Origin of the sequence: Paraburkholderia megapolitana (genome assembly GCF_007556815.1) — a bacterium.
Lineage (GTDB): Bacteria > Pseudomonadota > Gammaproteobacteria > Burkholderiales > Burkholderiaceae > Paraburkholderia > Paraburkholderia megapolitana.
This window is the reverse complement of record NZ_CP041745.1, coordinates 3,531,912-3,552,169: the sequence shown is the minus strand read 5'-3', so window position 1 is coordinate 3,552,169 and position 20,258 is coordinate 3,531,912. Positions and strand designations below refer to the sequence as shown.

The 20,258-nt window shown below is 61.6% G+C and carries 19 protein-coding genes; 13 read left to right on the top strand and 6 right to left on the bottom strand.

Annotation, left to right across the window (positions count from 1 at the left end):
- Positions 1-37: 37 nt before the first annotated feature.
- The 4 genes from FNZ07_RS29145 to FNZ07_RS29130 all read left to right on the top strand — a co-directional run bounded on the left by FNZ07_RS29145 (position 38) and on the right by FNZ07_RS29130 (position 6,427).
- Entirely contained in the window at positions 38-1,009 is a 972-nt protein-coding gene (locus tag FNZ07_RS29145; protein ID WP_091011293.1) for a quinone oxidoreductase family protein, read from the top strand.
- Between the two features lie 169 nt (positions 1,010-1,178).
- Complete coding sequence (locus FNZ07_RS29140; RefSeq protein ID WP_091011294.1) at positions 1,179-3,302, top strand: hydantoinase/oxoprolinase family protein; 2,124 nt, start codon at positions 1,179-1,181, stop codon at positions 3,300-3,302.
- A gap of 1 nt (position 3,303) precedes the next feature.
- Entirely contained in the window at positions 3,304-4,986 is a 1,683-nt protein-coding gene (locus tag FNZ07_RS29135) for a hydantoinase B/oxoprolinase family protein (RefSeq protein ID WP_091011295.1), read from the top strand.
- Between the two features lie 58 nt (positions 4,987-5,044).
- Positions 5,045-6,427 carry an MFS transporter gene (locus FNZ07_RS29130; protein WP_091011296.1) on the top strand — a complete coding sequence of 461 codons (1,383 nt, stop codon included), beginning with the start codon at positions 5,045-5,047 and terminating at the stop codon, positions 6,425-6,427.
- 35 nt (positions 6,428-6,462) lie between these two features.
- Here the strand turns inward: FNZ07_RS29130 and FNZ07_RS29125 are convergent, their stop codons facing one another.
- The 5 genes from FNZ07_RS29125 to leuS form a co-directional block, all read right to left on the bottom strand.
- Positions 6,463-7,398, bottom strand: a complete 936-nt coding sequence (locus FNZ07_RS29125; RefSeq protein WP_091011297.1) for a LysR substrate-binding domain-containing protein — start codon at positions 7,396-7,398, stop codon at positions 6,463-6,465.
- Between the two features lie 193 nt (positions 7,399-7,591).
- Complete coding sequence (locus FNZ07_RS29120; RefSeq protein ID WP_245811451.1) at positions 7,592-8,038, bottom strand: NlpC/P60 family protein; 447 nt, start codon at positions 8,036-8,038, stop codon at positions 7,592-7,594.
- Between the two features lie 136 nt (positions 8,039-8,174).
- Positions 8,175-8,561 carry a RidA family protein gene (locus FNZ07_RS29115; protein ID WP_170275857.1) on the bottom strand — a complete coding sequence of 129 codons (387 nt, stop codon included), beginning with the start codon at positions 8,559-8,561 and terminating at the stop codon, positions 8,175-8,177.
- Between the two features lie 131 nt (positions 8,562-8,692).
- On the bottom strand, positions 8,693-9,394 hold the full coding sequence (locus tag FNZ07_RS29110) for a YwqG family protein (protein WP_091011299.1): 702 nt from the start codon (positions 9,392-9,394) through the stop codon (positions 8,693-8,695).
- A 155-nt stretch (positions 9,395-9,549) separates the two neighbouring features.
- Positions 9,550-12,075, bottom strand: coding sequence for a leucine--tRNA ligase (leuS, locus tag FNZ07_RS29105; protein WP_091011300.1), 2,526 nt, complete (start codon positions 12,073-12,075; stop codon positions 9,550-9,552).
- A 596-nt stretch (positions 12,076-12,671) separates the two neighbouring features.
- Between leuS and FNZ07_RS29100 the strand changes: the two genes are divergently transcribed.
- On the top strand, positions 12,672-13,589 hold the full coding sequence (locus tag FNZ07_RS29100; RefSeq protein ID WP_091011301.1) for a LysR family transcriptional regulator: 918 nt from the start codon (positions 12,672-12,674) through the stop codon (positions 13,587-13,589).
- A 262-nt stretch (positions 13,590-13,851) separates the two neighbouring features.
- Positions 13,852-14,094: a helix-turn-helix domain-containing protein gene (locus tag FNZ07_RS29095; protein ID WP_091011302.1), complete on the top strand. Its 243-nt coding sequence runs from the start codon at positions 13,852-13,854 to the stop codon at positions 14,092-14,094.
- 301 nt (positions 14,095-14,395) lie between these two features.
- Here FNZ07_RS29095 and FNZ07_RS29090 read toward each other — a convergent pair whose 3' ends face one another.
- Positions 14,396-14,812 (bottom strand): acyl-CoA thioesterase, encoded by a 417-nt coding sequence (locus tag FNZ07_RS29090; protein ID WP_091011303.1) that lies wholly within the window; start codon positions 14,810-14,812, stop codon positions 14,396-14,398.
- 249 nt (positions 14,813-15,061) lie between these two features.
- Here FNZ07_RS29090 and FNZ07_RS29085 point away from each other — a divergent pair, with 249 nt between their 5' ends.
- The 7 genes from FNZ07_RS29085 to FNZ07_RS29055 are packed head-to-tail and all read left to right on the top strand — an operon-like array spanning position 15,062 to position 20,229.
- The gene (locus tag FNZ07_RS29085) at positions 15,062-16,213 is read left to right on the top strand and encodes a 3-deoxy-7-phosphoheptulonate synthase (protein ID WP_091011630.1); all 1,152 of its coding nucleotides are present in this window, start codon (positions 15,062-15,064) and stop codon (positions 16,211-16,213) included.
- 13 nt (positions 16,214-16,226) lie between these two features.
- Positions 16,227-17,486 carry a Rieske 2Fe-2S domain-containing protein gene (locus FNZ07_RS29080; protein ID WP_091011304.1) on the top strand — a complete coding sequence of 420 codons (1,260 nt, stop codon included), beginning with the start codon at positions 16,227-16,229 and terminating at the stop codon, positions 17,484-17,486.
- Entirely contained in the window at positions 17,487-18,023 is a 537-nt protein-coding gene (locus FNZ07_RS29075) for an aromatic-ring-hydroxylating dioxygenase subunit beta (protein WP_091011305.1), read from the top strand.
- A gap of 11 nt (positions 18,024-18,034) precedes the next feature.
- A complete protein-coding gene (locus tag FNZ07_RS29070) occupies positions 18,035-18,394 on the top strand; it encodes a non-heme iron oxygenase ferredoxin subunit (protein ID WP_091011306.1) in 360 nt (119 codons plus the stop codon).
- Positions 18,391-18,687 carry a DUF1330 domain-containing protein gene (locus FNZ07_RS29065; protein WP_091011307.1) on the top strand — a complete coding sequence of 99 codons (297 nt, stop codon included), beginning with the start codon at positions 18,391-18,393 and terminating at the stop codon, positions 18,685-18,687. Before FNZ07_RS29070 ends, FNZ07_RS29065 begins: the two co-directional genes overlap by 4 nt.
- 16 nt (positions 18,688-18,703) lie before the next feature.
- The gene (locus tag FNZ07_RS29060) at positions 18,704-18,991 is read left to right on the top strand and encodes a DUF1330 domain-containing protein (protein ID WP_091011308.1); all 288 of its coding nucleotides are present in this window, start codon (positions 18,704-18,706) and stop codon (positions 18,989-18,991) included.
- 29 nt (positions 18,992-19,020) lie between these two features.
- Complete coding sequence (locus FNZ07_RS29055; protein ID WP_091011309.1) at positions 19,021-20,229, top strand: FAD-dependent monooxygenase; 1,209 nt, start codon at positions 19,021-19,023, stop codon at positions 20,227-20,229.
- Positions 20,230-20,258: the final 29 nt, after the last annotated feature.

Below are 20,258 nucleotides of genomic sequence, written 5' to 3'. Positions count from 1 at the left end.
ATGACATTGTTCTGACACCCGGCAAAGGAGATTACATATGAAAGCAGCACTTGTTAAAGCATTGGGCGCAGCGCCCACTTACGCCGATTTCACCGAGCCTGCAGCAGCGACCGTCGAAGGCACGGTACGCGTTACCGTTGCTGCGTCGGCGCTCAGCCATGTCACGAAAAGCCGCGCATCGGGCAAGCACTATAGCGGTTCCGGCACGCTGCCTTTCGTGCCGGGCATCGATGGTACCGGCACGCTCGAAGATGGCACGCGCGTTTATTTCTTGATGCCCGAAGCGCCGTACGGCGGTATGGCAGAGCAGTGCATCGTCAAAAAGGCGCGTTGTATTCCGCTGCCCGCGGCGCTGGACGATATAACGGCCGCGGCCATCGCGATTCCAGGCATGTCGTCGTGGGCCGCTCTGACCGAGCGCGCGAAACTGGTAAGCGGAGAAACGGTATTGATCAACGGGGCGACCGGTGCATCGGGTCGTCTGGCGGTACAGATCGCGAAGTATCTCGGTGCGGCGAAGGTCATCGCGACCGGGCGTAACGAGGATGCGCTGCGGGCCTTGAGCGCGGTCGGCGCAGATGTAACGATCAGTCTTGCGCAAGACAAGGACACGCTCGAAAAAGTGTTCCAGGAACAGTTCCACGCAGGCGTCGATGTTGTTCTCGACTATCTGTGGGGACCGAGTGCGGAGTCGTTGCTCATAGCCGGCGCCAAAGCAGCGCGCGAGGCGGTCCCGGTGCGGTTCATCCAGATCGGCGCGATTAGCGGGCCCACGATCGCACTTCCCAGCGCCGTGCTGCGGTCGTCACCGATCGAACTGATGGGCAGCGGAATCGGCAGCATTCCGATGCCGCGTATCCACCACGCGATTGCACAATTGCTCAATGCCACAGTGCCGGGCAAGTTCGAGATCGCAGTGAAGCCGGTTCCTTTGGCTCAGGTCGAGGATTACTGGGCAAGCGACGACAGCCAGGTGCGTGTTGTGTTTACGACGGGGCACCGGTCGTAAGCTGAGTCGTCATCTCTAGAAGGGCAACTTCAGCTTGCCCTCCCTGAATTGTTTTCTTGTTTGTCCGCCGGAATCTGTCCGCCGAACATAGGCCAGATCAAGCGCAACGGGGTTCGCCTATCGGACCCGTTGTCAGCCCAGCCGGTCAACGACAGCAAGAGAACACCTGATGAGCCATGAACCACAGTCGACCCGGGCAGGCGTCGACATAGGCGGCACCTTCACCGACGTCGCACTGGAGTACGGCGGCGCGCTGTATTCTGCGAAGGTACTGACCGATTACGAAAAACCCGAACGCGCGATCGTCGAAGGGCTGCGGCTTGCAGCCGCCCGCGCATCGATCGGTCTTGCGCAGATCGGCGCCATCGTCCACGGCACGACGCTCGCTACCAATGCATTGATCGCCCGCCGCGGCGCACGTACCGCTTTCATCACGAGCGAGGGCTTCCGTGACGTCATCGAAATGCGCACGGAGAGTCGCTTCGAGCAGTACGACCTCAATATCGAATTGCCGCCGTCGCTGGTCCCGCGCTGCGACCGCTTTACTGTGGCCGGACGCATGGATGCGCGCGGCAACGAACTCGTCGCACTCGATCTCGACGATCTCGACCGTTCGATCGATGCGATACGTGCCGGTGCGTTCGAGAGCGTCGCGGTCGGGTTGATCCACAGCTATCGCAATCCCGCGCACGAGCGCGCGGTGCGCGAGCGCGTGCAGCGAGCGTTGCCCGGTGTGGCGATCTCGCTCTCAAGCGAAGTTTCTCCGCAGATTCGCGAGTACGAGCGTTTCAACACCGTCTGCGCGAACGCCTACGTCAAACCGCTGATGTCGTCGTATCTGAACCGGTTGGCTGCCGCGCTGAAGCACGAGGGGATCGTCTGTCCGCTGTACATGATTCACTCGGGCGGCGGTCTGATGTCGCTGAAAAGCGCCGCTGAGTTCCCTGTGCGTCTGCTGGAGTCGGGACCGGCAGGCGGTGCAATTTATGCGAGTCACGTCGCGAGCCGCTATCGGCTCGACGAAGTCCTGTCGTTCGACATGGGTGGCACGACCGCGAAAATCTGTCTGATCGAAAAACAGCATCCGCGAACCGCACGCACCTTCGAAGTCGCACGCACCTGGCGCTTCAAGAAGGGCAGCGGTATGCCGATCTCGATCCCGGTGATCGAGATGGTCGAGATCGGCGCGGGTGGTGGCTCCATTGCACATGTCGACGATCTGCGCCAGGTGCGTGTCGGTCCCGACAGCGCAGGCTCGGAACCGGGGCCCGCCTGCTACGGCCGCGGCGGATTGCACGCGACCGTCACCGATGCTGACTTGCTGCTCGGCAAGCTCGACGCCAGGCGTTTCGCCGGCGGCACGATCACGCTCGACGATGCGGCGTCAGTCGCGGCGCTCGAGCGCGACGTTGCGCAGCCGTTGCAAGGCGCAGCACTTGATGGCGCGTTTGCCGTCGCCGAAATGGTCGACGAAAACATGGCCAACGCAGCACGGGCGCACGCAGTCGAAAACGGCTGCGAGCTGGCGCGCTACACGATGATCGCCTACGGCGGCGCAGCGCCTTTGCACGCCGCGCGCCTGTGCGAAAAACTCGGTATCGACAGGTTGTTGGTGCCACCCGGTGCGGGCGTGGGGTCGGCGATCGGCTTTTTGCGCGCGCCCTTCGGGTACGAATCGCTGCGCAGTGCGGTGATGCGACTCGATCGCTTCGACAGCGGCGTGGTCAATGCGCTGGTAGACGACATGCATGCGGAGGCGAGCGGTTTTCTGCGCGAAACCGGCCATGCCGCGCAGACCGTGCGCGAGCTTCGCGCATACATGCGCTACGCCGGTCAGGGCTGGGAGATTCCGGTCGGCGTCGCAGCGGCGCGCTTTGACGAACACGTTGTCGACGAATTGCGACAAGGTTTTGTCGATGCATACACGCAGTTGTTCGGCCACGCAGTGGAGGGGCTCGATGTGGAGGTCGTTAGCTGGGCGCTTTCGCTGCGCACCGAAGCACCGCGACCGGAGGCGATCGAACTGAGCCGCGGACGCAATTCACACGATACGCAGCACGACCCAGCCGAATCAAAGCGCGCCGAACGCCGCCGCGTCTTCGACGCGAAGACCGCCCGCTTTCACGATTGCGCGGTTTACGAGCGCCAAGGTTTGCCACGCGACGTGAGGATTGCCGGCCCGCTCGTCGTCGTTGAAGACGAAACGTCGACCTACGTGACACCGGGCTACAGCATTGTGCTGCAGCAGGACGATTGCCTGCTGATCGAGCGGCGCACAGACGGAGAACAATGAAATGGATACAACGATTCAGGTTCGTGCGCAGATCATGTGGAACCGCTTGATCTCGGTTGTCGAAGAACAGGCCATCACGTTGATCCGCACCGCGTTCTGCACCAGCGTCCGCGAGGCCGGCGATCTGTCGGCGGGGGTGTTCGACAGCCAGGGGCGCATGATGGCGCAGGCCGTGACCGGTACGCCGGGGCACGTCAATTCGATGGCCGAGTCGGTCGGGCATTTCATCGAACGCTTCGATCCCAACCAGCTCGATCCCGGCGATGTACTTGTCACGAACGACCCGTGGCTTGGCACCGGTCACCTGCACGACATCACGGTCGTGACGCCGGTGTTTCGCAACACTACTGGCGAGTCGCGCCCGATCGGATTTTTTGCGGCGACCGCGCACGTCGTCGATATCGGCGGTCGCGGTTTCGGTCCGGATGCGCTCGATGTCTACGAAGAAGGGCTCTGCATTCCACCGATGAAGCTCTTCCGCCGCGGCGAGCTGAACGCCGATCTGATCGCGCTGTTGCGCGTCAACGTGCGCGAACAGCAGCAGGTGGTCGGCGACTTCCATTCGCTCGCGGCCTGCAACGAAACCGGCAGGAAGCGGCTCGACGCGATGATGGACGAGTTCGCGCTGGACGATCTGACGGAACTGGCGGACTACATCTTCGAGCACAGCGAGCGTGCAACGCGCGAGCGTATCGCCGCACTGCCGCGCGGCATGCATCGCTATGCGATGACCATCGACGGCTACGAGCAACCGGTCAAACTCGCCGTTACGCTCGAAGCGAAAGACGGCACGATGCGCGCCGATTTCGCGGGCACGTCGGGGCCGAGCGCGCACGGCATCAACGTGCCGCTGACCTACACGAAAGCCTACGCGTGCTACGCGCTCAAATGCGCGATTGCTCCCGAGATTCCAAACAACTGGGCCTCGCTGCGGCCGTTCGAGATCGATGCGCCGGCGGGCTGCATCCTCAATGCACCGCGTCCCGCGCCGGTTGCCGTGCGTCATGTGATCGGCCATCTGATTCCCGATGTCGTACTGGGCGCGATGCAGGATCTGTGTCCGGGCGCGATTCCCGCCGAAGGCGCGAGTGCACTGTGGAATCTGCAGATGAAGTTCCAGGGTTTGCGCGACGATAACCGCGACGCCCGCTTCGAAATGTTGATCTTCAACAGCGGCGGTACGGGCGCACGGCCGGCCAGCGACGGCCTGAACGCCACCGCGTTTCCGAGCGGCGTGCACACGATGTCCGTCGAAGTGACCGAGAGCATCGGACCGATCGTCGTGTGGCGCAAGGAGCTGCGACCCGACTCGGGCGGTGCCGGTACCTGGCGCGGGGGGCTCGGGCAGCGCATCGAGATCGGCGCCACCGAGGGCTACCACTTCAGCCTGAACGCGATGTTCGACCGCGTGATGTTTCCGGCGCGTGGCCATCACGGCGGCGGCAACGGTGCGGCCGGCAAGGTGCGGCTCGACGACGGCACGGTGTTGCGCACCAAGGGCCGTCAGGCGATTCCACCGGGGCAGCGGCTCGTGCTCGATCTGCCGGGCGGCGGCGGCTATGGCCGGGCGTCGGGCCGTTCGCCGGAGCGGGTCGCAAGCGACGTCGCCAATGGCTATCTGAGCCGGGAGCAGGCGCAGCGCGACTATCCGCACGCATTCGATCCACCGGACGATATTTCGTAACCAGCCGATAGCCAGCCGGCGTTCACAGCCCGATCACCTTTTAACGCGAGCGACACTCATGAACATCGACGCACTCAACCCGGCCGACGAACTACAACGCGTGGTCTCCCAACCCGATAGCGATAGTGGCGCCACTGTCTACGCACGGCGGCGCGTCGGCGATCGCGAGCTCAAGCGCGTGGTGCTGGCTTCCGTGCTAGGGAGTTTTGTCGAGTGGTTCGAGTTTTCCGTGTACGGCTATCTCGCGTCGATCATGGGCCGTGTCTTCTTTCCGGCCAGCACGCCGGGCGTTCAACTGATCGCATCGCTGGCCGCATTCGCGATTGCGTTTTTCGCGCGGCCGTTCGGTGGGCTCATCTTCGGACCGATGGGCGATCGCTATGGGCGCAAAAAAGTGCTGACCGCCACGATCATCCTGATGGCCGTCGCAACGTTTTGCATCGGCCTGATTCCCGATCACGCGACGATCGGTGTTGCCGCGCCGGCTCTGCTCATCATATTTCGTCTGCTGCAAGGTGTGTCCGCGGGCGGCGAGGCGAGTGGTGCAGCGATTTTCGTGGCCGAGTATTGTCCGGACCGCAACCGGACGGCGATCACAAGCTGGATCGAGGTTGGCTGCATGAGCGGTTTTTGCTTCGGTGCAGTGGTCGTCGCTGCCTTGACGCATTTCTTCTCGGTCGCGCAGATCGATGCGTGGGCATGGCGCCTGCCGTTTCTGCTCGCGCTGCCGCTCGGCGGGATCGGTTTGTATATCCGCTATCGGCTGGAGGAGACGCCTGCGTTCGAGGCCGCCCAACACCGCACCGGTCAGCGTGCCGGCTGGCGCTATCTGTTCAGGACGCATGCCGGTCCGCTGCTGCAATCGAGCGGCCTGATCATCGTGACGAACGTGACGCTCTTCACCGTCGTCACCTATACGCCGACCTATCTGGTCAGCACGTTGAAGCTCGACGCGTCGACGGGGCTCACGATCTCGCTTGTCTCGCAGATTTTCCTGGTTGCAATGATCCCGCTGCTCGGCGCACTTGCCGATCGCATCGGCCGCAAGACTGTGATGCTGAGCGGCGTGCTTGCCGTCGCAGTCCTCGTGGTACCGTGTTTTCATCTGCTGATGACTGGCAGCTTCGCCACGCGGCTAGCGGCACTCGCGCTGCTGAACCTCTGCCTCGCGGCGATGCTGTCGTGCATCTTTTCGAAGGTGCCATCGCTGTTCGAAACGAGCGTGCGGTTCACGGGGATGGCGATCAGTTACAACGTGTCGGTGGCGCTGTTTGCAGGCACCGCACCAATGATCAATGCATGGTTGATCCAGGCCACCGGTAGCCGGATGATTCCGGCGTACTACCTGATCGCCGCCGCGGCGGTCGGCGTCGTCGCGCTGCTGTTCTGCCATGACCGGACCGGCAAGCCGATGCACGGCGACGCGCCGGTTGCCGGTTAGCTTCTACAAAGCGATGGCCTGCATCAGCGGCCGTGTCAGCGACAACGCGACGGATAGCCGACGATATCCTCGCGGCACACATAGTCGACCAGCCAGCGACTGAAGTTCGTCAGCACCTCGGAATCCTTACGCTCGGGTCTGGTCAGCAGAAAAAACTTCGGCGTTTTCTCGACCGGCAGGCGACTCAGCAGATCGACACCGAACGGTGCGACCAGTCGCCCGGAGCGGATCTCCACCAGCGCGTCGAGCCAGGAGATGAAACCCACACCGAGACCGGCAAGCGTTGCTTCGAGCATGGCGCTATGCGTATCCAGCATCAACATCGAATGACTGGCCGGTTCCTCGACACCTAGTAGCGCAAGCACATCGCGCCACAGGCTGTTGGCGCCGAGCGGCGAAATCAGCTTGTGGCGCAGCAGATCTGCCGGCGTTTTGAGCGGTTTCTGCTCGAGCAGGGCGGGCGTACATGCGAGCACCTTGAGATCTTCGATCAGCGGCGTTTCGACGAACTCGTGATGACCGCCATACCCCCAATGGATCGCCGCATCCAGACCGGACGCATCGAAGTCCACCAGTTCAACGCCGATCGACATCCTGAAGTCGAGTTCGGGAAACGGCTGCGTGAAGTTGCCGAGGTGGCGGATCAGATAGGCGGTCGCGAAGTACGGACTCACGCGCAGGAACAGTTTCGGGGTAGCCCGTGCGCGCTTGATCAGCGACACGCCCTCGGCGATCTGGTCGAGCCCGCGGCGCACATACTCCGCCAGCATTTCGGCGGACTCGGTTGGCGTGACGCTGCGTACATGGCGATCGAGCAGTTGTCGGCCGAGCGATTCTTCGAGCAGTTTCAGTTGATGACTGACCGCCTGGGGCGTAATGCACAGCTCGTCCGCGGCCTGTCGTATCGAGCCGCGCCGCATGACCGCTTCGAAGATTCTGAGCGTGTTCAATGGCGGGAGTTTGTAGCGCATCGGGGCATCGTTCCGCAACGTTCAGTGTTCGAAGGGGCATCGGCATGCCGGTCGAAGGTTGCACGCGACAGGGCGGAAACCGACGCTGAGGCGGGTGCTATCGCAGTGTACGCGGAAAGAAAAAGCGCAGCGTGTCGGCGCTGTCGTTAGGTTTTTACCAGTCCGCTGATGCACCGAATGGACGCGAACGGTCTCAGAACGACTCCGGCCACCTGTAACTGAGAACCGAGGCGAGCGGATACGCCAACTCGCGGACCTCATCGAGCTGGTTTCCGCCAAAGAGGAAAACATCCTGGGCATCGTGGCGAAGATAGAAACCGACATGCCCTTTCCAGCTTGTGGGATCGTCGCGTGTCAGCACTACGATGCAGCCATAGACCGGGCGCTCGAGAGCGATTCCCCAATCGAGCCAGGACCGCGCCACCGCCGACCCCGTCCCGCGAATTCCGGCGTTTATCAGGCACCAGTTAGCGAACGAGGAACACCAGGAGACCTTGTCGTCGTAACCAGCGAGGTTGGTCTGGTTGTTGTATTCGACTATCCGCGGGTTCGTATCGCCGGCCGGAAAACGTTTGACACCGCGTTCGGCGATTGCGATACGCATCCAGGCGGGTTCGGTGGTGATGTCTCGGGTATCCATAATCGTGCGTGCTGGCGGGTTCCTTATGTGCTTCTCGCGAATCTGCGGTTTACCTCACGGGCCGCCGGAGCGTGTGAAGTGAACAGGTCTCTGACGGGCGGCGCTTGCTCGCGTGGACCGTTGCTCTTCTGCCATCCTACTTCGCCGCGACAGCCTGAATCTCGACGTGAAGCGTCGGCACGACGAGACCCGCGACGATCACCAGAGTAGAGGCAGTCGCATGCCCGGCCAGGCGTCGCTCGCGCACCGTGCGGTAGAGCGGTACGAGATCCGCGCGGGTAATGAAGCCGTCGACTTTGACCAGGTCCGTCACGGCCATGCCGGCATCGGCCAGCACCGCGAACAGGTTGTCCCAGGCCAGTTCCATCTGCTTCTCCACGTCTTCTGGAACGGCGCCGTCGGGGGTGACACCGACCTGACCGGAGATGTGCAACCAGCGCGCAGTGGCAGGGGCCGATGCGCCATGGCTGTAACGGGAGAACGGTGTAACGATGTTGGCTGGGTTATGCAACTGAATGGTCATGTGCTCTCTTCCATAGTCAGTCATGCGATACCGGTGTGGAGCCCCTAAGCGTGGCGCTCTGCTGCAATTGTCGACGAACCGAGCGGCCATGTCGAACGGCTGAACCGGGCCGCTCGACGCGAGATCGACGCTCAGCGGTTGATGATCATCGAGTAGATCAATGGCGTCCGCGAGCGATCGACAAAGACGAACGCCGTTCCGTCCGAACAGAAGTTTGCAACCTCTCTGAAACTGCCATCGTCCATCTGAACCCAGTTGTCGATCTGTAGCAATAGTCGACCTGGTGGCACCTGCTGTGCCCCGTTTGCTGTCCAGTATGGTGCACCGCAGAACTTGGTTCGCCACTCGCCAGCCCAATCATGAGGATGTGCCATTTCACTCGGTAGAACGAAGTGTCGACCGTAGTCGTAGAAAGCGTCTTCCAGTTCGGCGGGTACACCATCGTCTTCGACGCGCCACCTGGCTACTCCGAGTTCCGGAAGAATCTCCGGCGCACCGTCCTTCGCGTGAACGGGAGCCTCAGTCGAACAGTCGCCCAGCTCCCCGCGCGGAATGCTGAAGATCGCGTTGGCTCCACCATCGCTCTCCCAGAAACTGCATACGCTGTCCCACTCGCACTTGAAAATGAACAGGACTTCATCAGCGGGTATCAGTAGAGAGGGGGAGTGTTCGTCGAGCGACTGCCCGGGAAATTGCGCGAGATGGCTCATTGGTCGGCCACATTCTTCGCACACCGGCCAACGCCCGGTGGGGAATCCCCAAGGCAAACCGCCGAGCTTATGCACGAGACCACGCGCCGCGCCGTTACGAAACTGAGGGTAGTGGCTAATCATGGATTGACGCAGGCTCCTGGTTCAGTTTTCGGATTTTGCCGCACAGCGGGTGGTCGTATACCGCCCGGACGCCCCAAAAGTAACGCACTCCTTGCTCGCGGAAAGCGAGCAAGGAGTGCCAAGCCTGCCGCGTCAACCATGATCGTAGAATAACGCTACTCCCGAACAACAAAATTCACCAGTCGACCAGGAATCGCGATTTCCTTCATCACGTCGCGACCTTTCAGCAGCGCGCCGACTTCCGGCTCGGCCTTCGCCGCGACGATGAGGCCATGAGCGTCGAGTCCGGTTTCACCGCGAAACCGATGACGCACCTTGCCGTTAACCTGCACGACATATTCATGGCTTTCGTCGACACACAGATCAGGATCGAAGCCCGGCCACGAAGCATAGGCAAGCGTGCCGTCGTACCCCAGCTTGCCCCACAACTCTTCTGCCACATGCGGTGCGAACGGTGCCAGCAACTTGACGAAGGTCTCAACGATCTCGCGCGGCCGAACCGGCGAGTGTGTGAGAACGTTAGCCATCTCCATCAACCGCGCGATGCCGGTGTTGAAACGCAACCCTTCGATGTCCTCCGTCACGGCGCGTACCGTCTTGTGGCGTAAGCGCAGCAACTCCTGCGGGTAGCTCGAGGCATCCTGTATCAACGGATGCAGCATGTCGTTGTCGTCGCAAACGATACGCCACGCGCGTTCGAGAAAACGGCGAACGCCGATCAAGCCCGACGTTTGCCAGGGCTTGGCGACGTCCAGCGGCCCCATGAACATTTCATAGAGTCGCAACGAGTCCGCGCCGTACTCTTCCACGACATCGTCCGGGTTCACTACGTTGTAGCGCGACTTCGACATCTTTTCGACCTGGCTGCTCAGCTCCTCGCCTGCGCTGAAATACTTGCCATCGCGCTCGGTCACCTGATCGGGTTCGTAGTAACGACCCGATGCATCCTTGTACGAAAAGGCCAGCACCATGCCCTGATTGAAGAGCTTGCGGAACGGTTCTTTAGTCGAGACCACACCGATGTCGTACAACACCTTGTGCCAGAAGCGGGCGTACAACAAATGCAGCACTGTCTGCTCGGTACCGCCGACATAGACGTCCACCGGCATCCAGTACTTCTCGGCTTCCGTGCTAACAAACTCGCGATCGTTGTGCGGGTCGAGGAAGCGCAGGAAGTACCAGCTCGAGCCGGCCCATTGCGGCATCGTGTTCGTCTCGCGCACTGCGGCGATATCGGTGCCCGGCACGGTGGTCCGAACCCAGTCCACTGCGCGTGCGAGCGGCGGCTCCCCGCCTGCGGCAGGCTTGTAATCGTCGAGTTCGGGTGGCAGCAGAGGCAGCGAGTCCTCGGGTAACGGCACGATCGATCCATCCGCGAGGTGCAGGACTGGAATGGGTTCGCCCCAATAACGCTGACGCGAGAACAGCCAGTCGCGCAAACGATAAGTCGTCTTCGCGTGCCCCGCGCCGTGCTGCTCCAGCCACTGCAACATCGCCTGTTTAGCCTGCGCGGTCGGCAGCCCATTCAGGAAGCCGGAATTGACCATCGGGCCATCGCCTTCGTAAGCAGCATCGGCGATATCGCCGCCGGTACCGTCATCGACGACCTTGATAATCGGCAAGCTGAAGGTCTGCGCAAACTCGTAGTCCCGCCGGTCGTGTGCCGGCACTGCCATGATCGCGCCCGTGCCATAGCCGCTCAACACGTAGTCGGCGACCCAGACCGGCAAGCGCTTCCCGTTCGCGGGGTTAATGGCGTATGCACCGGTAAACACCCCGGTCTTCTTGCGCCCGGTGTCGCTGCGCACTGTTTCGTCCAACGCTTTTGCCTGGTCGATGTACGTGTCGACAGCAGCGCGCGCGTCGGACGTAACGATACTGGCGAGCAACTCGTGCTCAGGCGCGAGAATGCAAAAGGTCGCACCGAACAGGGTGTCCGGTCGTGTCGTGAAGACGGTTATCGAATGGTTGCTGTTCGCAATCGGCAAGTCGATATCGGCGCCTTCCGATCGGCCGACCCAGTTGCGCTGCATGGCCTTCACGCTTTCCGGCCAGCCCAGTTCCTCCAGATCGTCGATGAGGCGATCGGCGTAGCGGGTGATACGCAACATCCATTGCCGCATCGGACGACGTACAACCGGGTCACCTGTCTCGACGTATTTGCCGTCTTTCACCTCTTCATTGGCGAGCACGGTGTTTTGCGCGGGACACCAGTTCACCGCCATCTCGGCTTGATAGGCGAGGCCGCGTTCGAACAGCTTCAGGAAGATCCATTGTGTCCAGCGCACATAGCCTGGATCGGTGGTGGCCAGCTCGCGGCTCCAGTCGTACGAAAACCCCAATCGCTTGACCTGGCCGCGAAAGGTTTCGATGTTGCGTTTCGTCGTGATGGCCGGATGAACGCCGGTGCGCATCGCGTAGCGCTCCGCAGGCAAGCCGTAGCTGTCCCAGCCCATTGGATGCAGCACGTTGAAACCGCGCATACGCTTATACCGGCACAGGATGTCGGTCGCGGTATATCCCTCTGGATGTCCGACATGTAACCCGGCTCCCGATGGGTAGGGAAACATGTCCAGTACGTAGAACTTCTCTTTCGCTGGATCGATCTCTGCCCGGAACGTCGAATGCTCGTCCCAATAGGCTTGCCACCTGGGTTCGATCGTCTTTGGATCGTATGCCATCTGTTACCCCTTGCCGGCGAAACGGTTTCAACCGGCTGCTTTAATCCGTATTTAATCCGTATGCATCCGCGAATGCGGTCGTGGAACGGCTACGGCCGCCAAGACGTCATGGCTCAGCGGCCGGGCGGTAGTCGGCGGACAGGGAGGGAGACAGATAGGGACGTGACCGGGCGAGGATTGCAAAGTCCGTTCGTATTGGCCCAGAACACGATATTGAACGCCATAGGACAGTAGGGTCCGGATAGATGGAGATAGAGATGCGGTCAGTGGAGTTTGCACGAGTTGTGGCTGGGTGTAAATCTGGGGCCGGCTGGCGGCGACCCGATTGTTCCGTTTCAGTCGAAGCCTTCGCATCGGCAAATGAAATAATCCGCTGCGCATAACGCGTGGGGACTGAATCCCGGACGCGTCTCGCGAAGTCATTCAGGCAACCGGCCTGAATCGAATTTAAACCGATGCAGGTTTAATTTTCTCTGCCATAGTCCATCACACCCGTCTCTCTTACTCAACGTCGAACGTCAACCGTTTACGTTACAGAGGCACCTTGTTTAGCGACACAAACCAATCTCTCGAACGCCACATGGATGGGATAGCCGATGGCTTATGTCGATCTCAATCTGCTGGTCGTACTGGATGCGTTGCTGGCGGAAAATAGCGTTGCGCGCGCCGCGCAACGCCTCGAACTCAGTCCGTCCGCATTGAGCCGCTCGCTCGCCAAGCTCCGGGCGACCACGGGGGACCCGCTGCTGGTACGCGCGGGCCGTGAGCTTGTGCCGACGCCGCTCGCGTTAGAGCTGCGCACGCGAGTTCGTGCGGTGGTCGAGGATGCGCATTCGGTGCTCTATCCCTGCACCGACTTCGACGTGGCCACCCTGGAGCGAACCTTCACGATTCGCGCCAATGACGGTTTTCTCGATACCTTCGCGGCAAACCTGATCAGCTACATCGACGAGGCCGCACCCGGCGTGCACGTCAGATTCGCGCCCAAACCCGACAAGAATGTCGCCGCGTTGCGCGATGGTCTCGTCGACGTCGAGATCGGCGTCGTCGGCGACACCGGGCCGGAATTGCGCATCCAGGCCTTGTTTCGCGATCGTTTCATCGGTGTCGTGCGAGCGGATCACGTGCTCGCGCAAGGCGAAGTGACGGCGCAGCGATATGTCGGGTTCAAGCACATCAGCGTATCGCGTCGCGGTTACCAGAGCGGACCGATCGATTCGGCGCTCGCAGGCATTGGTCTGCAACGCACAGTCAGTGTCGTCGTGCCGGGTTTTCCTGCTGCGCTGTCGCTTGCGCGTCAATCGGACATGATCGCGAATGTGCCCGAGCGGCAAACGGAGAAATCGCGCGTAGGGATGTTCAGTTTTGCGTTACCGGTAACCACAGGTGAGCTGACCGTTTCGCAGATATGGCACCCGCGTTTCGACAAGGACCGGCCGCATCGCTGGTTGCGCGGATGCCTGCGCCATGTTTGCGCGATCGAGGGTAGTTCCTCGCGCGACGATATCGAATGAACGCGCAAGTTTAGCGGCGCTGCCGCACGTTTCAGACCGTGCGTGGGAGTCATGGAGACATTGCGCGGCGCGCGTCTTCCGCAGCAATTTGACACTCAGTATGCTAGGGACAATCGGTAGCGATACCGCGCGCTCTACCTTTGCATGTCGCTATCCACCCGACGACAGCACCTCGCTTACATAAAAATTATTGGAAGCATTTGAAAATACCCGCGATTCGCGCGTCGATTGAGTACCTGCACTTTCCGCTATGGAGCATCTCATGAACGAGTTAGCTGAGCGCCCCCTTTTCCTGAATCTCAGTTCGCCGTTAAGCCTGCGCGAACGTGAGGTATTGCGCTGGTCGGCACAGGGAAAAACATCATACGAAATCGGAATAATATTGGGCCTTACCGAGCGCACGATTAATTTTCACATCGCAAAGTCGATCATGAAGCTGGATGCTTCCAATAAGACCCATGCGGTAGTGAAAGCGGTGCTGCTCGGTTTGATTGTATTTGCGTAAAGGCAGGGTAGCATCCGGGCGCGTCGGCTTTGTCGCCCCGGAGGCTTTCCAGGAAGAAGATGCAGGATCGTATGGAATGAGTGTTACGCGAGGGGTAGCACGATAGTGCCGGAGCGGACGTAACCTGCGGCAGCGCACAGGGCGGGCGCCATCATCAGCAGCAGCAGCGGCTGGCATCGAGCGGACAACCGCTACCCTGCCGCCATCCCGATCGACAACGCGCTCGCTGCGCGATAGCGGCAATCCTTTGCCGCACGGAGGCGCGCACAGTAAGAGCCTCCGCATCTTGGTAAACGAACGATCAAAGCACGCCTTGAAATTCCAGCACGCGATTCTTGAATGCTTCGGGAACCGGGATCGTCGCGTTGCTTGAGTAGTCGTACATCACATGTGTGGATGAAGCCTTCGCCACGACCGCGTCGGCGCCGTCGCCACGCACCATCAGATGCTCGAGCTCGAAGCTCTTCGAGCCGAAGCGCGTCACGCTGCTGCACACCTTGATCGTGTCGCCGTACTGCGCAGGCTTCACGTACTCGCACGCGGTCTTCACCATGATGTGCGGCAGCTTCTCCGAGAACGGCATCTCCAGAAGACGATGCATGAAGGTCAGATACGCGTGCTGCAAATAGTCGTAATACACCTGGCTGCTCACGTGTCCCATCGAATCGGTGTCGCGATACTTGACTTCAATTGAGGTTTCGAAATGCTTCTTTTCCATGATCGGTCTCCGTGGAAATGTTAGGTAATTTCACAATCGAATTGATTTGCCACGACACAACGGTAGTGGAATAAAAACGGCCACGATACTGAGAAAAATATCAGTGAATCGCGTTGGGAAATTTTTAAGTGCAAGTTCTGACAGTATCGACGTCGCTTTCGATCCGCTCTAATTGGTCAAATGAAAAAGCAGGTGTGATTAGCCGAAACATTTGTCCAAGGCGGGATTCTCATGGAGCAGTTCACTCAGATGCCGTTCGTGCCCAGCCGTGTTTGCGCGGGCGCCGTTTCAACGGCTGCGCAATTGCGCGCATCGCTACCGGTGACGGGCGAAGCGGCAGCGCTCGTGCGTCGTACCCAGGAGTCGCTGGCACGCATACTCGCAGGCCACGACGATCGCCTCGCGCTGATCGTCGGACCTTGTTCGATCCATGACGCGAACGCCGCGCTCGACTATGCAGCGCGTCTCGCCAGACTGCGCGGCAAGCACACCGACGCGCTCGAGATCGTCATGCGCGTGTACTTCGAAAAGCCGCGTACGACAGTGGGCTGGAAAGGCTGGATCAACGACCCGATGCTCGACGGCACGTTTCGTATCGAGACCGGTTTGCGTGTAGCCCGTCGTCTGCTCGTCGACATTCATGCGCTTGGCGTGCCCGCTGCCACCGAGTTCCTCGATCTGATGACCGTGCCGTATCTCGACGACCTCGTGTCGTGGTGCGCGATCGGCGCGCGCACTACCGAATCGCAAACGCATCGTCAGACAGCGTCGGGCCTTGCCGCGCCGGTCGGCTTCAAGAACAGCACCGACGGCAACGTCCGCATCGCGATCGATGCAGTCGAGGCGGCACGCGGCGCGCATCACTACCTTGCACCGTCCGACGACGGCGCACTCGAAATCGTGGCGACGCGCGGCAATCGCAGCGCGCATGTCGTCTTGCGCGGCGGCAAGGTGCCCAACTACGACGCGCCGAGCGTCGCGTCCGCCTGCGCCGAATTGCGTCGGGCCGGCTTGCCGGCACACGTGGTTGTCGACGCGAGCCACGGCAATAGCGGCAAGCGCGCGCAGGCGCAGATCGGCGTGTGCGAGGACATTGCGAAACGCCTCGCTCATGGCGAGTCGCATGTCGCTGGCCTGATGCTGGAGTCGCATCTGGTCGAGGGACGTCAGGACATCGGGCCGGGCGCATCGCTCGTGTACGGACAGAGCATTACCGACGCGTGTCTCGGCTGGAGCGATACGGTCGAACTCGTCGAGCGCCTCGCCGATGCCGTGCGCGAACGACGCCGGCTGACAGGCGGGCTGACGAGCGGGCTCACAAGCGGGCTCACAAGCGGCGAACTTCAGGCGGCCCGCGAGGCACGCAGCGAGATGCATGCGGCGCAAGCCATTACCCACTGACAAGGAGTTTTTCTTGAACGCACCCAATGAATTCCCCATCGCACTCGACTGGAAAGGCGATGGCGCGAGCAGAACGCCTTTCGAGGCCTATACCAGCGAAGCGGTTTATCAGCGCGAACTGGAGCGGCTTTTCTATGCGGGGCACTGGTGCTACATCGGCCTCGAAGCAGAGATTCCGGCACCCGGCGATTTTCAGCGCACCGAAGTCGGCGAGCGCTCGGTCATCATGACACGCACCGCGGACGGCGAAGTCGTCGTGCTCGAAAACGCCTGCGCCCATCGCGGCATGCAGTTCTGCCGCGAGCGCTCCGGCAACGCCCAGGACTTCCACTGTCCTTATCACCAATGGAATTACGATTTGCAGGGCAATCTGATCGGCGTGCCGTTCCGGCGCGGCGTCAGACAGGGTGGGCGTATCAATGGCGGCATGCCGCCGGACTTCGATCCAAAGAACCACGGGCTGCGGCGTTTGCGCGTATCGACCCGGGGCGGGGCGGTGTTCGCTTCATTCGATCAGAACGTCGAGTCGTTCGAGGACTTCCTCGGACCGAAGATTCTCGGCTACTACGACCGGCTGTTTCACGGTCCGAAGCTGACGGTGCTCGGCTATACGCGCCAACGCGTGCCGAGTAACTGGAAGCTGATGGTCGAGAACATCAAGGACCCCTATCACGCAGGTCTGCTGCACACATGGTTCGTCAACTTCGGCTTGTGGCGGGCGGACAATCCGGCCGAGCTCGTCACCGATGCACACCACCGGCACGGCGCAATGATCTCGATTCGCAGCGGCGGTGGCGGCGGCGAGGTCACGCAGAACGTGACGAGTTTCAAGGAGCGCATGACGCTGAACGACGATCGCTTCCTCGACGTGGTGCACGAGCCGTGGTGGGGAGAGCCCACCGTCGTGATGCTGACGTTGATGCCGAGCGTGATCATCCAGCAGCAGGTCAATGCGCTGTCCACGCGCCGTATCCGGCCCGTTAGCCCCGGCGTGTTCGATTACGTCTGGACGCACTTCGGCTTTGAAACCGACGACGAAGCGATGACCCGCCGCCGCCTGCGGCAGGCCAATCTGTTCGGTCCTGCCGGTTTCGTTTCCGCGGACGACGGCGAAGTCATCGAATGCGTTCAGCAAAGCTTCGAACAGATCCAGCACGGACATGTCTTCAACGAACTCGGCGGCCGCCAGGTCGACGATCACACCGATCACATGGTGAGCGAGACACTCGTGCGCGGCATGTATCAATACTGGCGTCAGGTCATGGAGGCTTGAATGACGGCGATCACAACAGCACTCGAAAGCGCCCGTCCGCGCGTGACAGGCGGCACACGGCCACAGGTCGATTTCGACGATTTCTATGCGCTCGTCGCGTTGAATGCGCGTTACGCGGCCGTCCTCGACGCGGGGGACTGGGACGCGTGGCCCGAGTTCTTCGTGGAGGACTGCGTCTATCAGGTCCTGCCGCGCGAAAACCACGAACGTGGGCGGCCGCTAGCCGTGCTCGCGTTCGAGAGCAAGGGCATGTTGAAGGACCGGGTGTACGGCATCAAGGAGACGTTGTTCTTCGACCCGTACTACCAGCGGCATCTGATCGGCACGCCGTTGATCCACGCCTGCGACGGCGAACTCATCGAAGCGGAAACGAACTACGCGGTCCTGCGCACGAAATGCGAACAGATGAGCGATGTCTACAACACCGGTCGTTATCTGGACCGCATTCGCAAGACGCCGGCCGGTTTGCGCTTCGAGTCGCGCATCTGCGTGTTCGACAGCGAGATGATTCCCAACTCCCTTATCTATCCGATCTGACAGGTGCTTCGATGAGCATGGACTGGAAATTTGCAATCGATGTCGACGCCGTGCGCGCGGAGGGACTCGCGGGCATTGTCGTCGACGGACACGATGTGGCGCTGTATGCGGTCAACGATGCGATCTTCGCTACCGAGAACCAGTGTACCCACGGTGCGGCCCGACTCAGTGACGGGTTCCTGCTCGATGACGAGATCGAGTGTCCACTGCACCAGGGGCGCTTTAGCGTTCGCACCGGCGAGGCGCTGTGCGCGCCGCTGCAAACCTGCGTGCGGACCTATCCGGTGAAGATCGAGGAGGGACGTGTGTTCGTGCTGCTGGACGAACCCGCGCTTGCGGACCCCGCCACCTCGTGCAAGGAGCGAGCATGAGTGCATATGTACTAGTCGATGTCGACGTGCACGATCCGGTTGCCTTTGCGCGCTATCGCGAGCTGGGCGTGCCGACCATCGCGGCGCATGGCGGCCGCGTCCTTGCCCGCAGCGACGACGTCGTGACACTGGAAGGCAACTGGTCGCCGCGGCGCATCGTCGTGCTCGAGTTCGACGATCTGGAGGCGGCGCGCCGCTGGCATGCATCGTCCGAATATCAGGCCGCGCGCGAACTGCGTTTGTCGGCGGCGCATACGCAGAGCATCGCGCTTGCCGCGCTCCCAGCGTCCTGATAGCGAGGAATCCGCCATGCCAGCCTATATCGTCTTCGACATCGACATACACGATCCGCACGCCTACGAGGAATACCGCAGGCTCGGCGCACCAACGCTCGCATCTTATGGCGGACGTTTCCTCGTGCGCGGCGGCGCTGCGCAAACACTCGAAGGGGACTGGAGCCCGAAGCGGGTCGTCGTGCTCGAGTTCGATTCGACTGAACAGGCGCAGGCCTGGTACCAGTCCACCGAGTATCAGACTGCGAAAGCATTCCGCGACCGAAGCGCGCACAGCATCGGCATCATGGTCGAGGGATTGTGAACGATTGAACCGTCAACAGGAGTCGTTCGATGATCAGCAGACAAGCGGGCGCGCGCATCGCAATCGTGGGGGCTGGGCTTGGCGGCAGCGCACTCGGTGCGCTCCTGCAGCGCGAGGGGTTCGATGTAGCGATCTATGAGCAGGCGCCGCGTTTCATGCGGGTCGGCGCAGGCATTCATCTGAGCCCGAACCTGATGCGGGTGCTGCAACTGCTTGGCGTACACCGCCAGGCGCTGCTGGCGGGCCAGGAGCCCGCTGCATTCGTCAATCGTCGCGCGAGCGACGGCGAATTGCTGTACCGGCTCACGCTCGGCAACACCGCAAGCGAGCGCTTCGGTGCGACCTTCGTCGCGCTGAAGCGCGGCGACCTGCATGCGGCGCTGATGTCGGCCGTGACACCCGGGTCGGTGACGTGGGGTAAGCGGCTCGCCGGGCTCGACTGGCGCGGCGAGACCGTCGAGCTCGCTTTCGAGGACGGTTCCCGTGCGCACGCCGATGTCGTGATCGGCGCCGACGGACTCCGGTCGCGGGTTCGCGAGGTGCTGCGCGGCTTCGAGAAGCCAGTGTATTCCGGCCAGGTCGCGTTTCGCGGCTCGTACCCGCGTGCATTGCTGGAGAATCTGCCGGTCGAGGACCTGACGAAATGGTGGGGCGAGCACACCTTCGTGCTCTCCTACTGGCTCGACCGTGCGCGCGAAGAATTCTATTTCGCGGCGATGACACCACAGGCCGAGTGGCCGACCGATGCATCGTCGATGCCCGGCGATGTCGACGAGATGCGCAGTCTCTTCGACGATTTTCATCCCGATGTGCGTCACATGCTTGCCAGGGCGCCGCGCGATTCGGTGGCCAAATGGGCGTTGTTCGAACGTGCACCGCAGTTCGAATTCGGCAACGATCGCGTCGTGTTGATCGGCGACGCGTGTCATCCGATGCGCCCGTTCATGTCGCAGGGCGCAGCGATGGCGCTCGAGGACGCCACGATCCTGCTGCGAGCGATCAAGGGCTCGACGGAATTTGGCGCGGCGTTTGCGACCTATGCGCAGCACCGCATCGACCGGCTTGGCCGGGTGCATCGCGTGTCGTCCGCCAATACGTTCATGCGCGGACCCACCGAGCCCGACTGGGTATTCGGTTACGACGCGTTGTCGGTCGGCGCTTCGACGGTGTTGCCGCCGTTGCATCGCACCGATCGTGCGCGGGCGGCTTATCAGCTTGCCGGTCGCGAGTTCGCCTGATCCCCACACCTGTCCGAACGCCCGGCTCG

Bases quoted from the DNA above. Each gene is read 5' to 3' on its own strand.
- FNZ07_RS29095 (WP_091011302.1), top strand. From the start codon at position 13,852: ATGAACGAGTTAGCTGAGCGCCCCCTTTTCCTGAATCTCAGTTCGCCG.
- FNZ07_RS29140 (WP_091011294.1), top strand. From the start codon at position 1,179: ATGAGCCATGAACCACAGTCGACCCGGGCAGGCGTCGACATAGGCGGC.
- FNZ07_RS29100 (WP_091011301.1), top strand. From the start codon at position 12,672: ATGGCTTATGTCGATCTCAATCTGCTGGTCGTACTGGATGCGTTGCTG.
- FNZ07_RS29070 (WP_091011306.1), top strand. From the start codon at position 18,035: ATGAGCATGGACTGGAAATTTGCAATCGATGTCGACGCCGTGCGCGCG.
- leuS (WP_091011300.1), bottom strand. From the start codon at position 12,075: ATGGCATACGATCCAAAGACGATCGAACCCAGGTGGCAAGCCTATTGG.
- FNZ07_RS29120 (WP_245811451.1), bottom strand. From the start codon at position 8,038: ATGGATACCCGAGACATCACCACCGAACCCGCCTGGATGCGTATCGCA.
- FNZ07_RS29055 (WP_091011309.1), top strand. From the start codon at position 19,021: ATGATCAGCAGACAAGCGGGCGCGCGCATCGCAATCGTGGGGGCTGGG.
- FNZ07_RS29090 (WP_091011303.1), bottom strand. From the start codon at position 14,812: ATGGAAAAGAAGCATTTCGAAACCTCAATTGAAGTCAAGTATCGCGAC.
- FNZ07_RS29060 (WP_091011308.1), top strand. From the start codon at position 18,704: ATGCCAGCCTATATCGTCTTCGACATCGACATACACGATCCGCACGCC.
- FNZ07_RS29135 (WP_091011295.1), top strand. From the start codon at position 3,304: ATGGATACAACGATTCAGGTTCGTGCGCAGATCATGTGGAACCGCTTG.
- FNZ07_RS29065 (WP_091011307.1), top strand. From the start codon at position 18,391: ATGAGTGCATATGTACTAGTCGATGTCGACGTGCACGATCCGGTTGCC.
- FNZ07_RS29085 (WP_091011630.1), top strand. From the start codon at position 15,062: ATGCCGTTCGTGCCCAGCCGTGTTTGCGCGGGCGCCGTTTCAACGGCT.
- FNZ07_RS29125 (WP_091011297.1), bottom strand. From the start codon at position 7,398: ATGCGCTACAAACTCCCGCCATTGAACACGCTCAGAATCTTCGAAGCG.
- FNZ07_RS29115 (WP_170275857.1), bottom strand. From the start codon at position 8,561: ATGACCATTCAGTTGCATAACCCAGCCAACATCGTTACACCGTTCTCC.
- FNZ07_RS29130 (WP_091011296.1), top strand. From the start codon at position 5,045: ATGAACATCGACGCACTCAACCCGGCCGACGAACTACAACGCGTGGTC.
- FNZ07_RS29145 (WP_091011293.1), top strand. From the start codon at position 38: ATGAAAGCAGCACTTGTTAAAGCATTGGGCGCAGCGCCCACTTACGCC.
- FNZ07_RS29110 (WP_091011299.1), bottom strand. From the start codon at position 9,394: ATGATTAGCCACTACCCTCAGTTTCGTAACGGCGCGGCGCGTGGTCTC.
- FNZ07_RS29075 (WP_091011305.1), top strand. From the start codon at position 17,487: ATGACGGCGATCACAACAGCACTCGAAAGCGCCCGTCCGCGCGTGACA.